At 40.2% G+C, this 16,301-nt stretch carries 15 protein-coding genes; 5 read left to right on the top strand and 10 right to left on the bottom strand.

Features of this window, described 5'->3' with window-relative positions; genetic code table 11:
* The first annotated feature begins 150 nt into the window (after positions 1–150).
* Positions 151–1,860, top strand: coding sequence for a tetratricopeptide repeat protein (locus JMN32_RS10185; RefSeq protein WP_202856219.1), 1,710 nt, complete (start codon positions 151–153; stop codon positions 1,858–1,860).
* Between the two features lie 194 nt (positions 1,861–2,054).
* Here JMN32_RS10185 and JMN32_RS10190 read toward each other — a convergent pair whose 3' ends face one another.
* Positions 2,055–3,722: a tetratricopeptide repeat protein gene (locus JMN32_RS10190; protein WP_238354414.1), complete on the bottom strand. Its 1,668-nt coding sequence runs from the start codon at positions 3,720–3,722 to the stop codon at positions 2,055–2,057.
* 370 nt (positions 3,723–4,092) lie between these two features.
* Positions 4,093–5,760, bottom strand: a complete 1,668-nt coding sequence (locus JMN32_RS10195) for a tetratricopeptide repeat protein (protein WP_202856221.1) — start codon at positions 5,758–5,760, stop codon at positions 4,093–4,095.
* A 297-nt stretch (positions 5,761–6,057) separates the two neighbouring features.
* On the opposite strand from JMN32_RS10195, the gene JMN32_RS10200 reads away from it, so the two are divergent.
* From JMN32_RS10200 to JMN32_RS10210, 3 genes are all read left to right on the top strand, one after another.
* Complete coding sequence (locus tag JMN32_RS10200; RefSeq protein WP_202856223.1) at positions 6,058–6,468, top strand: hypothetical protein; 411 nt, start codon at positions 6,058–6,060, stop codon at positions 6,466–6,468.
* A 363-nt stretch (positions 6,469–6,831) separates the two neighbouring features.
* Positions 6,832–7,395, top strand: coding sequence for a Crp/Fnr family transcriptional regulator (locus tag JMN32_RS10205; RefSeq protein ID WP_202856224.1), 564 nt, complete (start codon positions 6,832–6,834; stop codon positions 7,393–7,395).
* 113 nt (positions 7,396–7,508) lie between these two features.
* A complete protein-coding gene (locus JMN32_RS10210; RefSeq protein ID WP_202856226.1) occupies positions 7,509–7,898 on the top strand; it encodes a RidA family protein in 390 nt (129 codons plus the stop codon).
* A gap of 40 nt (positions 7,899–7,938) precedes the next feature.
* Here JMN32_RS10210 and JMN32_RS10215 read toward each other — a convergent pair whose 3' ends face one another.
* From JMN32_RS10215 to JMN32_RS10225, 3 genes are all read right to left on the bottom strand, one after another.
* Positions 7,939–8,472: an RNA polymerase sigma factor gene (locus JMN32_RS10215; RefSeq protein ID WP_238354415.1), complete on the bottom strand. Its 534-nt coding sequence runs from the start codon at positions 8,470–8,472 to the stop codon at positions 7,939–7,941.
* Between the two features lie 123 nt (positions 8,473–8,595).
* Positions 8,596–9,462, bottom strand: a complete 867-nt coding sequence (locus tag JMN32_RS10220; protein WP_202856229.1) for an SDR family oxidoreductase — start codon at positions 9,460–9,462, stop codon at positions 8,596–8,598.
* Between the two features lie 65 nt (positions 9,463–9,527).
* Positions 9,528–10,247, bottom strand: a complete 720-nt coding sequence (locus JMN32_RS10225) for a DsbA family oxidoreductase (protein WP_202856230.1) — start codon at positions 10,245–10,247, stop codon at positions 9,528–9,530.
* 276 nt (positions 10,248–10,523) lie between these two features.
* Between JMN32_RS10225 and JMN32_RS10230 the strand changes: the two genes are divergently transcribed.
* A complete protein-coding gene (locus tag JMN32_RS10230; RefSeq protein ID WP_202856231.1) occupies positions 10,524–10,883 on the top strand; it encodes a winged helix-turn-helix transcriptional regulator in 360 nt (119 codons plus the stop codon).
* A 14-nt stretch (positions 10,884–10,897) separates the two neighbouring features.
* Here the strand turns inward: JMN32_RS10230 and JMN32_RS10235 are convergent, their stop codons facing one another.
* The 5 genes from JMN32_RS10235 to JMN32_RS10255 form a co-directional block, all read right to left on the bottom strand.
* The gene (locus JMN32_RS10235) at positions 10,898–11,845 is read right to left on the bottom strand and encodes an alpha/beta hydrolase (protein WP_202856232.1); all 948 of its coding nucleotides are present in this window, start codon (positions 11,843–11,845) and stop codon (positions 10,898–10,900) included.
* Complete coding sequence (locus JMN32_RS10240; RefSeq protein ID WP_238354416.1) at positions 11,842–12,906, bottom strand: oxidoreductase; 1,065 nt, start codon at positions 12,904–12,906, stop codon at positions 11,842–11,844. The genes JMN32_RS10235 and JMN32_RS10240 overlap by 4 nt, the downstream gene beginning before the upstream one ends.
* 102 nt (positions 12,907–13,008) lie before the next feature.
* The gene (locus tag JMN32_RS10245) at positions 13,009–13,827 is read right to left on the bottom strand and encodes a rhamnogalacturonan acetylesterase (protein WP_202856234.1); all 819 of its coding nucleotides are present in this window, start codon (positions 13,825–13,827) and stop codon (positions 13,009–13,011) included.
* Positions 13,828–13,833: 6 nt separating this feature from the next.
* Positions 13,834–14,574 carry a rhamnogalacturonan acetylesterase gene (locus JMN32_RS10250; protein WP_202856235.1) on the bottom strand — a complete coding sequence of 247 codons (741 nt, stop codon included), beginning with the start codon at positions 14,572–14,574 and terminating at the stop codon, positions 13,834–13,836.
* A gap of 42 nt (positions 14,575–14,616) precedes the next feature.
* A complete protein-coding gene (locus tag JMN32_RS10255; RefSeq protein ID WP_202856236.1) occupies positions 14,617–16,281 on the bottom strand; it encodes a glycoside hydrolase family 28 protein in 1,665 nt (554 codons plus the stop codon).
* Positions 16,282–16,301: the final 20 nt, after the last annotated feature.

The raw sequence follows: 16,301 nt of genomic DNA on the forward strand, positions 1-16,301 counted from the left end.
ACTCCTAAATATTAATAAGAATTACATCCTCATGCATTTTCTGTCTTATGATAGATACGGGTAAGGAACGCCGGGCAAAATAATAGAATAGTCCCGTAATTGTTATCGCTTTGTAAACCATTAACCTAAACACCCCCCCACACTGCCAAAATGAAATTAACTTACATGCTATGTTTGTTGTTTATAGTTTCAAATCATGTTACAGGTCAAACTCAGAAAGACAGTCTTTTGACCGTATTGCCAACTGCTAGTGATACCGGCAAGGTATTGATCTATCAGGAACTCGCTCGGCTCTATAGCCATGGTTCTACGGACTCAGCACTCTACTACACTAACCTGGCTCTTGCCCAAAGTGAAAAAGCTGACTATGAAAGTGGGAAAATTCGATCATACTGGATATTAGGGCTGTTATACTCCAACCAGGGTGACTTTCCTAAATCTATAGAGTACTGCAAAAAAACACTAACTGTATTGAAGGATAGCCTTCAGATAAGCAGCGTACTCAATAATCTTGGCGCGGCTTATTTTGATATGGGGGCATGGGATGAGGGTATAAAATATTCCTTGCAGTCATTAAAGATCAAAGAAAGGCACAACGCTACTAAAAGGCAGTTGGCCTCAGCTTACCAAAACCTGGGGGCGTGCTACCAAACCATTGGTGACTTTAATACTGCACTGACCTATGCCAATGATGCCTATAACTTGTACGGGGAAATCGATAATAAACTTAAGCAAGGAGATGTAATGATGAATATAGCTCTCATCTATCAGGAACAAAATGATATACCCAAAGCAAGGGAGGCATTTGCCAAAACCATAGACATACAAAAAGAGATCCAGAATCTCAAGGGCTTATCTAACACATACTGTGGTGTTGGAGCCCTGATGCATCAACAAAAAGAATATGACAGTGCCTTATTTTTTCTTGAACAATCCCTCAGCCTGGCCAACTCAGTACAAAACTACCATTACATCATCATGTCTACGGTTAACGTTGCCAGTGTTTGGTTTGATAAGGGCAATTACCAAAAGTCTATAGCCCTTGCGCGGTCTGCCATTACAGGACTTGATTCGCTACCCGCCCTAAGGTTGTTGAGAGATGCTTATGAAATTCAGGCCAGATCATACGATAAATTGGCAATGACCAGCCAAGCGCTGGACAGTTATAAGCATTTCTTCAGTTACCGCGATAGTCTGCTCAATAAAGAAAAGCTTCAGGACATCCATGACATGAAACTTCGCTATGAGACTGAAAAAAAAGAAATAGTAATGGCCCAGTTAAAAGCTGAAATTATGACAAAGAAGGCTCAGGCCAGAACCTCTGCTTTTATGGCTCTGCTCAGTTTTCTGGGTATTATTGCCCTAATTTATATCTTAGATCTTAGATCAAAACTGCACAAACAGCATCTGACGCAATTAGAAATAGAAAAAAAACAAAAGCAATATGAATTGGAGATGAAGGAACAGGAGCTTTCCGGACTAAGCATGAATATGCTGGTAAAAACCAATACGCTCAAACTGATCAAAGAAAAAATCTCCACCGGTAATGGCTCTTACAATGCTGAAGCCATTAAAGCCATTGATAATAACCTGAAGTTTGACAAAGAATGGGATGTTTTCAAACTACATTTTGAAAAGGTACATCAAGGCTTCTTCGATCGTCTTTCAAAGACTTGTCCCAATATTACTCCTAATGAGCAGAGGTTATGTGCCTATTTGAAAATGAATTTTTCAACGAAAGAGGTCTCCAGGATCGCCAATGTATCGGTAAGCGCTATCGACAAATCGAGGCAGAGACTGAGAAAAAAACTAAATATTGACTCAAAGGAAAACCTGGTATCATTTATTCAGGGGATATAATGAACAAGCCTCTATTAGTAAAGTCTCTCGCAGGGAGTTCTTTACACAAAGAGTGGTTCCTTATATGTCCAAAACTGATCTCATTCATACTGATACCTCAATTGGTACAGAACAATTTTCGAAAAGCTCTGCCGGGAGCCAGGAGGCTGAGTTGCCAATGTATATGCAACTAATACAAGTGGGGCAATCACCACTTATCCATGTGATATTTTGGCATGCACACTATCTAAGATCTCCTCCACGGTCTCGTTCTCTTTCAGATCTAGCTTCTTTTTTAGGCGGTGCCGGGATTTTTTAACACTTTCTGGAGTAATACCTAAAACAGAGGCGGTTTCCTTGATGGTCAGCTTCATTTTTATTAAGGTTGCCTGACGTATCTCTGCCGTGGTTAAATTCGGGTAATGATACCTTAACGATGCTATGAAATTAGGATACACGTCTTCAAAAGCTTTTTTAAAGTTCTCCCAGTCATCATCTGTAACTATATTAAACTGAAGGACCTTATTGAACTTTTGAATTTTCACATCATGGGTTGCATTCTCTTTAAAAATTTTCAGTTCCTTATTGACCTTTTCCACCAGCTCAGTTTTCTCCTTCAGGTTACGTATGCTATAATTGAGCAACTGCCTTTTACTGTCAAGGCGCTTTTTCATTAATAGATAACGGCGATTAAAAATGAGAAAACCAATGATCAACAACGATACTAAAACACCTATCATTGCATTTCTCTTTAATAGATTCGTTTTGTGGCGCTGATCTATTAGCTCCATATTAAGCTTATGTTTCAGCCTCTCCATGGCCTTCACATTTTCCAGGTTCTTCAAACTATCATGAAGGGTCATATATTTGGACTGATATTCATAAGCTTTCTCATAATCCCCCAAGGCATGAAATGCCTCGTTCAAGCGTTTGTAGCCATCAGATATGTCATGTTTTGAACCTGAAAGCCTAGCAAAATGTAGAGCCTTTTCTGCTGATGCCAATGCCTCCTCAGGGTGCTTTTTTTTCATATATATAGCACTAATTGCACAATGAGCACGTGAAAGAAGAATGATGCTTTCCTTTTTGGAGGCATACTCAAGAGCATATTTTTGAGCCTCCAATGCCTTATCAAGTTCCCCCTCTTTAAAGTAAATCTTGCCCATGGCATTATATACACTACCCAACCTTATTTCAATATTTTCCTCCTCTGCTATACTGAAAGCTTTACTATAATATTCCAAAGCAAGTTCGTTATTGCCCTGCTCTGCATAAATGTAACCGATATTTTCCAGCAGCAGCCCTACCATGTATGGGTTCTGCTCTGATTCCCACAAGCTGAGTGACTCTTTGTAATATTCGAGAGCCTCTTTATCCTGATCGAGTGATTCATGAACAAGCCCTAGAAAGTTGTAACATTTTGCCATTCTAGCCAGGTCATTATTTTCTTTGCTCTTTTCCAGTGCGTCATACAAATAGTTCAGAGCTTTCGGGCTATTTCCGGAATGGTCATAATAGTATGCCAGTAAAAAATCTATTTCAATAAGCCCAGTGGTATAGCCAATTTCTCTTGATATTTCCGTTGCTTCATCCGTATATTTAAAAACATCACCCGTAGCAGTATATGTCTGTATATTGGCCATTTCAATTAACGCATTTACCCTGCTGGTGTCTTTCTTTGACAATTTTTTCAATACCAGATTCAGGCTATCAAGCTCACGCACATACTTTTGAGAAACAACCGTATGACCTAAAAAGCAACAGACCAATATCGCAAGTATGAACTTGGTACTGATAATTTTACTCAACAAATACTTGAATTCTAAGAGGTTAGATAGTGTAGAACATATGCTATTTGGATGGAGCTTAATCAATGAGTTCATTTAAATTTAAATAAAGAATAAGTTATGTCTCTAACACACTTTATTGAAAAAACCAACTCAAGGGTAAATAGGCAATTATTAGCATTAAATTCAAATAAAATAGTACTAATATTATTCGCTATTTTGAAATACCAAGCCCTCTACTACCTATTTATCAAGTTTTTTCGCACAATACAAGAAAAACATTTAGCATAAGAAAATGGTTTACTCATATCTTGGTCAATTATGCAGCAATCACAATAAAAGGTATTGCATTTCATAGACAAGTATTTCAAAGCGCTAACAAACGAGATAAAAGCTAAGAGAAAACTGGCGTCTGCTTTTTATAACATAATAAAAGTTACACTCCCAGTTCTCCATATTAACTCCGCTAATCATTAGAAATACTGGCGTTCAAATTGTTTAATACCTCATCAACAGACTTATTTTCACTCAGTTCAAGCTTCTTTTTTAAGCGATGTCGCGATTTTTTTACACTTTCCGGTGTGATCCCTAAAATTGATGCGGTCTCTTTTATGGTCAGTTTCATTTTAATTAAAGCCGCCTGACGTATCTCTGCTGTAGTCAGATTAGGATAATGGTACCTTAATGAAGCTAAAAAATTCGGATAAACATCTTCAAAGGCCTTCTTAAAGTTCTCCCAATCATCATCTGTAACAATGTTGAACTGTAGCACCTTGTTGAACTTTTTGATTTTCACATCATGGGTTGCATTCTGTTTGAAAATTTGCAACTCTCTGTTAACATTTTCTACAAGCTTTGACTTTTCTTCCAGACTGCGAATACTATAATTCAACAACTGCCTTTTACTATCGAGTTTCTTTTTTATTATTAAATAACGACGGTTAAAGATGAGCATACCAATGATCAGCAACGCAACCAAAACACCAATCAAAGCATTTCTCCTCAATACATTTGCTTTGTGTTGCTCATTTACAAGCTCAATTTCATGTTTATACTTCAAGTGTTCTATTGCCTGCACATTCTCCAGGTTGCTCAAGCTATCGTGCAAAGCCAGGTACTTTGATTGGTATTCATAAGCGTGCTGGTAATCACCTAATTGTTGAAGAGAAGTGTACAAACGTTGATAGCTTTCCAACATTTCATGTTTTGAATTTGACAACCTGGCGAGATACAGAGCCTTTTCTGCCATGGCAAAAGCCTCCTGTGATTGATCATTGACCAAATAGACTTCACTCAAACTACCGTACACCTCCGATTGCAGCCTTGTACTTTCTATTTTTATGGCATACTCCAATGCAGATTGTTGATACTCTAATGCTTTGTCAAAGTCCTTATCCTGATAATAGAATTCTCCCAAAGAATTGTATAAAGTCCCAAGACGTCGGTCCAAATTATTTGCTTTAGCTAAATTGAAAGCTTGGTTATAATATTCTAGCGCTTGTTTGTTATCTCCTTTAGTAAAATAAATGCCTCCTATATTTTCCAGTATCAAGGCTTCCATATTCGGATTTTTCTGTTGTTCCCAATATGTGAGGGATTTATTATAATGAGTTAATGCCTCGGGGTACTGGCCCGAAGATTTATGAATGTACCCCAAAAAATTATGACAATTGGCCTCTAAGCCTCCATCCTGTATTTTTATGGATATATCGAGGGCTTTGTACAAATACTCCAATGCATTTACATAACGTCCTGAATTATCAAAGTAGTACCCAAGCACAAAACAAGACTCAATTATGCCGGACTGATAATCCAGTCTTTCAGATAACTCCAATGCCCATTTAGCATATTTTAGTGTCTCTCCGGTAGGCTTGAAAGTCTGCAGCCTCGCCATGTTGATAAGTGCATTAACCCTATTTGTATCTTCCTCAGGTAATACCTCCAAAACTTTGCTTATACTATCTATTTCTTGCTCGTACTTTTGTGAAGCAGCCATATGACCGTAAAAAGAACCTAGCAACATCAGAAATACAAACTTAACCTTGATGATTTTTCTTAACCAACACTTTACTTCTGATAGACAACATAATGCAGCACAATCACTGCTTTGAAAGAGCTTAATCAATAAATTCATTTTAGTTTATAGAAAAGAATAAGTTGTGTTACCAACACCCTTCACGGGGAAACCACTTCAAAGGTAAGTAGGTAATCGTTAGCATTAAATGCATACAAAGCACAGCGAATAATTGTCTACCTTTTTGTCAACCAAAACCTCCCCCTTTTTGTCTACCAAGGTCAGTTGCACAATATCAGGAGAAGGTTTAGCATTGAAGTATGGTCAATCTACCCCCTAAGTCTGACGGTTACCTCACCCAGGGATCATACCACCCAGGACTACACGTAAATGATACTAAAACAAAAGCAATAGAACATGCTCAATCAATACCTGGCTGCAAAAGAATACCTGCACATTGACTACGATGAAGGCAGCCAAGCGCTTTTTGTTACTTGGTTGGCGCCTGCAAAGCCAGAATTTTTTAAAACAGGCATGATAGAAGTAACACGCTCTTTAAGGCATTTCAATACAACGAAGGTAATTTGGGACACTCGCAAATTGGGCATCCTACCTTTAGAAACGCAGAATTGGCTCGCAAATATTTGGATATATGAAGCTATAAAATCCGGATATATGTATGCTGCATTTTACACACCTAAGGATTTTCATGCTGAACTGGCATCCGGTAAGACAATGAACACTTGTATAAACAACTGTGCAAATGCAAGAAGAGCAGCCTTTTTTGACACCCTGGAACAAGCAAAAGAGTGGATTCAACAATTTTAAAATAACCAAAATCAATTCAATAATGGTACCAAAAGAGAACCTGGGATTGCTTTCCTTTTTAATCCCTGTCGTAGGTGTTATAATAGCTGTTCTACTTTTCCTGATATTAGGCTGAGCCGATACCTTAAGACCAGCTGCCAACAATTAAATTAAACCATAAATTACCAACAGCTATGGAGAAAAAGTTTAGAATGTCTAAATCCTGAAAGTGGTTATTGCCCCTAAATTGAGGGTAAACCAAACAATAAGACTTTTCTAGTGTCAGTATGCTTTAATAGCTTCAAAACTTTAGTAAAAGGTGGGGTTTTGAGCTGTAATACCTAGCTTTGATATAGGTTTTCCATACCTATCAACCGCCTCCCCATGCAGGACATATTCAGAGAACATATAGAAAAAGTTATACCCCTAACAGATGAAGAGTTTGCATTTGTGTTTTCCCATTTCAGTTATCAGCGCTACAAAAAGCGACAATATCTTATCCGGGAAGATGACCATGTAGAGCATGCATACTTCGTGGTTTCAGGGCTTTTGAAATTGGAGTATACTGACTTATCGGCAAAGCGGCATATCGTATCATTTGCTATGGAGGACTGGTGGGAAACTGATTTTATGGCATACTTTAATGGCACAAAGGCTACCATGTCACTACAGTGCATTGAAGATACAGATGTACTTTGCCTTTCACTGGCAGATTATCACAAGCTATGCAGCGGTCTCAAAAAGATGGAGCGCTTCTTTCTTAAAAAATCAAACTCAGGGCACATTGCCTCACAACAGCGTATATTATCATTTCTTACCTCCAATGCCAAAGAAAGATATGACCAGCTACTTCAACAATACCCTTCCTTATTTCAAAGAGTACCGAAAACTTTACTTGCTGCTTATTTAGGTATTTCGCGAGAAACCCTAAGCAGGCTTTCTTATTAGTTTATGTAATCTGTGATGTTTGTCACACAACAAAAAGTGGTTGCTTGTCCACCTTTACATCGTAAAATTTATGAATCTGTTATGCTCATAAGCGTAACATTAATAATAGGTCAATGGATAAACGAATAATTAACCCATGGAAATGGCAGGACGAACGTAGCTATGCGCAGGCTATTGAAGTAAAACGGGCTGAAAGTACACTTTACTGTTCTGGGCAAACAGCGGTAAATGCTGATGGCCAATCAAGCACTGGTGATATGAGAGACCAACTCACAGAGGCTATACAGAACTTAGAGCAGGTTATTGATGAAGCAGGGTTTGAATGCAAAAACATTGTAAGGCTAAATGTATTTACCACATCTTCCGATGAGCTTTTTTCCTGCTTTGACATTTTTCAGGATTGGGTAACGAAACATGATATCAAACAAGCGAGCACTTTATTAGAGGTAAAAGGTTTGTTTGAAACTCTTAAGGTTGAACTTGAAGCTACTGTAGTAAAATAATTGCCCGAAAACTCGATGAACCGGTTATCTCATGCATCACCTATGTGGTAGCCGGTTTAGAGACCATCACTTGTTCTCTTAACTGATTTCTGGCTTGCATCAGGCAGAATTGTGAGTCATTTAAAGAAATACCCAATATTTTGGAGATTTTCATATGCCCATACCCTTCTATTGCATACAGGTTGAAAACCATCCTGTTTATTGGTGAGAGGGAACGAATGGCTTCAATGGGCTTACCGGTAAGCTGTTCATGGCTCATGTTATTGTCATGATCTTTACTGATCCCTTTAATTTTATGGTAGTGTTCAACACATATATTTATCAAAATTAGTTTGAACTGTTCCTTCAGTAACAACATGGTATCCGTGTCCCCATTTCTGTGAATTTGATTCAGTTTATTTAACAGTTTTAGAAAACCTTTATTTACAAGGTCAACACATTGTTCTTCCACATCAGCATACCGGTAACAAACGCTCATAGCAAAGCCATGGAGCTGACGATACAGTTCCTTCTGACATTGACGATCATTATTAAGGCATCCATTTAGTATAAAAGTAATATTCCGGCCGGTCATATATGGTTTGGATAGCATAATATTCCAATCAGTTAAGTGGGGCGGGATATCTTAACCGGTCAGGTGTAATTCAAGCGCATACCTGCATGGGGTACATGCAGGTATTATTAAACTTATGTCAGCTTAGTTATTACTATATATTCCTTTCAAAAACCCAGAAAGTGACTCTGGCTTATGACCTAGTATCTCTTCCAGGGTGCCCTCTGTATTTTCGAAATCATTGTTTTTTATTCCAGCTGCAAATAACACAGACATGTATACAATACCTTCAGGCAAGCCAAACTGTTTCAATGTGTCCTCAAACTCCTTCGGGTCAGGGCTATTATAAGTTACTTCTTTGCCGGAAAGGGCGGATAATTCACGAGCAATATCTGAAAAAGACACTGCCTCTGCACCTGTAAGGTAGAAGGTTTTGTTTTCAACCCCTTCACCTGTTAAAACCCTGGCCGTGCCTTCTGCCAGGTCTGCTCTTGTGGCAAAGGCAACTTTACCTTCTCCGGCAGGAAAATAAACCCCCGTTTCAAACACCTTCTCTCCCAAAAACATCGGGATTACATCATAGTAAAGTGTATTTCGCAGAAATGTATAAGTAAACCCGCTGTCCTTAATGTAGGCCTCAGTTTGAAAATGATCTTCCAGTAAAGGCTTTAGTGGTGAAGTATTAATATCTTTCATAGCCACACTGGTATAGAATATGTGCTTAACACCAGATTTCTTTGCTGCATCAACAGCATTTTTGTGTTGTTGCAACCGGTTGTTAAAATCACTGGATGAAATCAACAGAAGCTTTTCAACTCCCTGAAAAGCAGCTTCCATAGAGGCCGGATCGTGATAATCTCCAATTCGAATGTCAATACCTTGGGCTTCCAAGTCTTTCGCTTTTTCGGCGTTACGAACCATACCTGCAATTTGTGATGCAGGCACTGACTTTAATAGGTTTTCTATAACCAATCTCCCTAAGTGCCCGGAGGCTCCAGTTACTAAAATCATAATAATTATTGTTAAATGTATCTATTTACTTTTTGTTAAAGGTTAAACAAATGAACCCTATATGGTTACTTACACTCATTAGGTGTGCATGCCGCACCACTTGAGACTTCTGTATCTACATGCTCTTGCTGCCGGTGGCTATAAGCGGTCTGCAACATATGGGTAAAGTCAGCCACAGGCATTGCTCCGCTATATAGAGCCTTTCTGTCGGTCACGAACGAGGGAACCCCTCTAACCCCCAAATCCTGAGCTACTGAGATATCCTCTCCTACTTCAGAAGCGTAATCTGTGCTTGCCAATATTGTTTTTACCGTTTCCTCATCCAGTCCCACTTCCTGAGCTATTTTAAGCAGTATAGTATGGTCCTCAATGTTTTCACCATTGGTAAAATGGGCCTGAAAAAGCCTTTCTTCAGTTTGATCCGCTAAACTGACTGACTTTGAATACTGGATCAGGCGATGAGCATCATAGGTATTTGCCCAAGCTAGCTTGTCCATGTTATAAGTAAGGCCTGCATTACTTGCCATGGCAGTTACATGTTCATTCATTTGTTTTGCCTGCTCTGCCGTAGTACCCAGGTGCTCCGCCAGTGCCTGGTTGTTATCTTTTCCGGGCTTGTGCTTGGCTTGTGGCATGATTTGAAAACTTCTCCAAATCACTTCTATCTCTTCTTTATGAGGAAATTGTGATAAGGCCGTCTCAAAATTGCGCTTACCTATGTAACAAAACGGGCAGGCTATATCTGACCATATTTCAACTTGAATTTTATCTTGTAGTGCAGCCATACTTAGTATTTTATCTATTTGAATCTTTTATGACGGGTGTAATTCATCTTGCTCAGGTATCACCCTCTATATCAAAAGTACGGTCATATAGGTTACCAAGATATATTTGTTACCTTTTGGTAACTAGTTACCAAAAGGTAACCATCAATATTTTTACTTATTTTTGTAAGCCCGATAACTTGCAACTTAATAGCTCTTATATCCATTGTTATTAGAAACAGCTTATCAGTGAATTCAAATAGGTTGATAAGCAATAAGTAGCATTAAAGCCTTTATATGAAGAAAAAGAAAGCACCAGAACGCCCCACTCAATGTAGGGTTTTGATACAGGGGGTAAGAGATACTCAGGATTTATTGAACGGCAAATGGAAAACACCGATCATTGGCGCCTTGTACTACCGAGGCAAGATGAGATTTATGGAATTGCGCAGGGAACTGGATGGCATTGCACCCAAAATGTTGTCGCAAGAACTTAAAGACCTGGAAATGAACCATCTTGTAACCCGTACGGTTCACAACACTATGCCTATTACAGTGGAATACGAGCTCACCGAGCAGGGAAAGAGCCTGAACTCGATTATCGATGCCATGGGTAGATGGGGCATCAAGTACAGGGAGCAAATGTTAAGGGCATAGATTCTATTTTATAGTTACCTAAAAACTGCCTTTAAGAAGTTAACCGTGTATTTCCATGTAGGTTCAAACCATGGGTGTACCAGCCAAAAAGAATGAGGTGTACCCTCTAGGGTATGTACCTTGTTGTAAATATGATATTCATCTAAAACTTTAATCATATCATCTCGACCTGCGTGGAACCTCGACTGGGCACTATTGATGAACAGGGTTGGTGGTGTTGTCCGGCCAACATACTCCAGGGGTGAAGCCTCTTTCCATACTTCCGGAATTTCATTTTTGTACCCTCCCAACCACTTGGCTGCATACTTACCTTCTTCTGCTTCAGGATGCACGAACGAAACAATGCCATCAATATTAACGATGGCCTGTATAGTGCTCGAATGTTCTAAATACCCTTCATCTCCTTCCAGTTTCTTTAGTGCACCGGTTACTCCCAGCAGTGTAGCCAGCTGTGCTCCTGCTGAGCATCCTAATACGGCAATTTTGTTAGTATCAAGTTGGTACGTTTCTGTATGTGCTCGCATCCAGCGAACAGCGGCTTTAAGATCATATATGGCGGCCGGATACTGCGCTTCAGGACTCAACCTGTACTCCGGAACCACCGCTACATACCCGTTAGCCGCCAAATGCTGCGCCATTGGCACCTGATTGGCCTTTTCACCTGAGCTCCATCCTCCGCCAAAAATCAGTAGTACACCAGGGTACTTTTTATCACCTTTCAGAGCGGGATGAAAGATATCCAAAGTAAGGTCACGCCCAACATTTGCGTATGGTACATCATAGTTCTCCTCAATACCATCAGTTTTTTTGGGGGAGATTGGGGCTATCTCCGGGTAATGTTTTTTGAGTTTAAGATATGCACTTCGGATAGAGTACGAGGTATCACGCGGGTAGTCAGCCTGCTGGGCCTTAACCTTAATGATGATAATCAGCAATAGTAAGGTATAGTAATACTTTTTCATCGAGGCTGATAATGTATGGTACGACGCTCTTCATTACTTTGCATGGCCAGTTCTATTATCCGTATAGTGTTCCTTGCCTGTTGTGGTGTAACCTGAAGTTCAGACTTACCGGCAATGGCCTGATAAATGTTTTCATAGTAAGTAGCATAGTTACCGTTCTCACTTTCCACAACTTCCCTGTAGTCTCCCTGCTCATCCTGATAGTTGATGGTACCCCATTGACTCTCTGATTCTTTCCCCCAATCCTGGTCCGCCAGTGATTTCTTTGCTTCGTCAAGTGTAGCCTCCTGAACGTCAAGGCCATACTTAACAAAGGACCCCTTGGTTCCCAGCAAAATGTATTTGGGCAACGGCTCTTTGACCAGCATACCTGATTTGATAGTCACCTTGATACTTGCGTAATGCAAAATCAGCTCAAAGTTATCAATGATGTAGCTGTTATCGCGCTGTATGTTCATAAAGCAGGTAATGGCATCTGGTAAGCCAAAAAGTACCTGCGCCTGATCGATCAGGTGCGAACCGAGGTCATACAACAGACCCGTGCCAAGGGAGCCTTCTTCTTTCCAGGTATCTGGTTTAATAAAATTCCTGAAGCGGTCGAAGTGGCTCTCAAATTCTACTAAACGGCCTAGTTTACCACTTTCCAGTACTTTTTTCACTGTCAAAAAATCACTGTCCCACCTGCGGTTTTGATAGACTGAAAGTACTTTTTGTTTTTCCTCGCCCAGCTTTATCAATTCATCTGCCTCTGCCGAGGTAACAGTAAATGGCTTTTCCACCACCACATGTTTACCGGCCAACAATGAGGCATGGGCCAGTGAATAATGTGCACTATTGGGAACAGCCAGTACTACAAGATCTATCTCAGGGTCATTGATAATATCCAGGGTGTTGGATACAATTTTAGCCTGGGGATACCTGCTTTTCGCAATTTTGATATTCTCTTCCCTTGTTTCCCTTATTTTGACCAAGCCCAGGCCCTGCACGTGATCTATCAAGGGTGCATGGAATACACGCCCGCCCATGCCATAGCCTATTAATCCTACTTTTATATTCTTCATGTTTGTGTGTCTGTTTGATAAGTTACAGCCCATTGACTGTTTATCGGATACAATCGTGAAAAGTTGTTTTTCCCGGGAAGTTATTTCGCTTTACAAGATATGTCATTCCTTTAGAAGAGCATTTTCAGACTTTATATCCTTTAACCCTTCGAAAATGAGTTGTGCTACGGCTTTCGCGCCCTCCGGCTGAAAATGGGTATTATCACTTTCCCCTTCCGGATACGCTTCATATTTACCGGCAGGAAGGTTCATAAAATAATTTTGGGTCACATACTCCCTTCCTTTGGCTGTAAAGGCATCAATTGAGCGCTGGGTAAGGTCTATTACCTGTACACCGTATTCCTTAGCCACATCTTTTGCAGCCTGAGGGTAGTCGCCATGTACATTTCCCAATTGGCCATCCTTCCAGGGGTAGTTCCTGTTTACCGGGGTAAGCAATATTGGTATGGCTCCTTTTTGAAATGTTTGCGTAATATAGAGGCGCAGGAACTCTTTATACCCTTCAATATTGACATAACGCTCCGGTTTGTTTTCAGCGGCGTCGTTATGACCAAACTGTATTAATACAATGTCATTTTTTTTCAGGTTATCATAGACACTGCGCCATCTTCCTTCCTGAAAAAATGTGCGTGTGCTTCTTCCTCCCCTGGCCCTGTCGTCTACCTCCACGCTATCTCCACGGACTATATGTTTTACTTTTTTAAGACTATCGGCTGTCATAAATTGTTGAAATACCTGTCCCCACCCAGTCATAGGATAGCGGGTCTTCATATAGTCCTTCCCTTCATCATAATTATCACTGTAATCCGCCACAGTAGAATCTCCAATCAGGTATATGGTAACTATTTCCTGTTTTGCCAAAAAAGATGTTGCCAGCAGGCCAAGGGTAATGACCAGTATTATTCTTTCCTTGATGTTCATGTCAGGTCAGTCTTTTAAGTATTGAACTAATTCAGGTAACTCCTCCCTCACTTCCTCTATCACCAGGTCGCATACCCTAAAAGCTCCGTATGGAGAAAGATGGGTATTATCTGTTCTTCCATCAGGTAACGATGAATACTCTCCGGGCTTTATATGCAGAAAAAGTTGCTTTGAACTTTCTGCACCATAATTGATAAGCAGTTCCCCGGTTTTTTCCTCAAGGTCAAGTAATGGTACTTTTTCTTCTTTGGCTACCTGGCGCACCACCTCCGGATATTTCCCATGGGTATCGACAAGCTTCCCTCTTTCATCAAATTTTCTACGTACAATAGGCGTTGCCAGCACAGGTTTTCCTCCTTTAGCACGGGTATCTGCGATGTATTTCTTCAGGTTGGCCCGGTATGCTGTATCGGGATCGGCATAGCGGTTGGGATCTTTTATCTTTTGATCATTATGCCCAAACTCTATAATCACATAATCACCTGGGTGAATGAGTGACAGCACTTTGTTCCAGCGGCCCTCGCCCATAAAGCTCTTAGTACTGCGACCGTTTACAGCATGATTTTCTATACGCACCCCGTTTTCAAAATATAACGGAAATACCTGCCCCCATCCTTTTTCAGGGTTCCCATTCTTAAAAGGTTTATTGGCTACGGTAGAGTCGGCCACTAGAAATATGGTGATCTCATCATCCTGCATCAAAAAGGCGAGCGGGCTAAACAAGAGTAACAGTATGAATGTCTTCATTTTTTAATATTAAGGTTTCAGATAGATTGGCATCGGTCTATTTTACTGAAGCTTTACTGCCTTCTTTTTTACTTCACTACCTATCTGAATCTGCTCCTGATCAATTTCCCTTTTATTAAAATGAATATTTTCAGAAGCGTTACCCAATACACGGACTGCTGGCTCTTTACCTCTCTCATAGTCCAGCTTATCGATATTCACATGCGTACCGTTATAAATGGTAAGTACATTACCTTTCTCCCGTATCACCTTCACATGCTTAAAAGTTATCTGATCTGAGTCTATTATTGTAATACCATTTTTTGCCTCAAGTATGGCATTTTCCAGAGTCACATTTTTAAGTTTCATTTCAGGAAGCCCTTGGAATAAAGCCGCTGTGCCCGATCCGGTAGCCGTGATGTCTTTCATAAATATGTTTCTAAACGCAGGGGTCTCTTCAGTTACAGGTATCGGTTGATGGTCTGTTTGTGCTGCTTCCTGCCCCTCTTCCAGAATAGGTGATTGGCCTCCGTAGAACATATTAAACCTTATAGCTTCCGCCGGAATATCTATCATATCAATTTGGGAGATATAAATGTTTTCAACAATTCCGCCACGGCCTCGGGTACTTTTAAACCTCAAACCGATATCGGTACCCATAAAGGTGCAGTTGGAAATGTGTATATTTTTCACTCCTCCTGACATTTCACTACCTACCACAAAGCCCCCATGCCCATGATACACTATATTGTTTTTAATAATTACATTCTCCGTCGGTATACCACGTTTACGACCATCTGCATTCTTACCTGACTTAATACACATGGCATCGTCACCTACATCGAAAGTATTGTTGTAGATCAATACATTTTTGCTAGACTCCAGATCGAGTCCATCACCGTTTTGCGAATACCAGGGGTTACGGACGGTTAAATTTCTGATGATCACATCTTCACACATCAACGGATGAATGTTCCATGCCGGGGAATTCTGGAAAGTAGGCCCATCCAGTAACACGCGTTTACAGTTGATAAAGCTTACCATAACGGGCCTCAGAAAATCTTTAACCGCCTCAAATTCTTCTCGAGTTTTGAAGGGAGGTACGTTAAAATTATGCACTAGCTCATTGGCCTTTGCATAGGCCTCTGACGGATACCAGACCTTACCATCATCACTTAAAACGCCTCCTGACTTGATCAGCCTCTCCCATTGTGAGGGGGCCATTTTACCTATTTTTACCAACCTCCAGGCATCTCCCGAACCATCAATAACTCCTTTGCCTGTTATAGCTATGTTTTCAAGATCTCTTCCATAAATGGGAGACTGACAACGGTAGGTATCTAACCCTTCAAAGCTTGTCCCGATCAGTGGGTACTTGCTCTTATCTTTGCTAAAAACAATCAAGGCTCCCTGCTCAACATGCAGGTTTATATTGCTTTTGAAAACAATGGGACCTGTCAGCCATATCCCTCGGGGCACAATAAGTTTGCCCCCCCCTTTTTCAACAAGTGCGTCAATGGCCCTTGTAAAAGCACTCGTATTGTCAAATATACCATTACCCACTGCATCGTAGTCCTTTATATTCGTGGTATGATCAGGAAAAGAAGGGGTAGCCACTTTAGGCATATCAAACTCAACTCCTGCATATATGTTATCTTCCTGACTTCTTCCCTGATGGAATGAAAGTACTAATAATAGCATGAATGCCTTAAATATATTCTTTCGCATACTGATTGTCTCCTTGTTGT

Source organism: Fulvivirga marina (assembly GCF_016775155.1).
Classification (GTDB): domain Bacteria; phylum Bacteroidota; class Bacteroidia; order Cytophagales; family Cyclobacteriaceae; genus Fulvivirga; species Fulvivirga marina.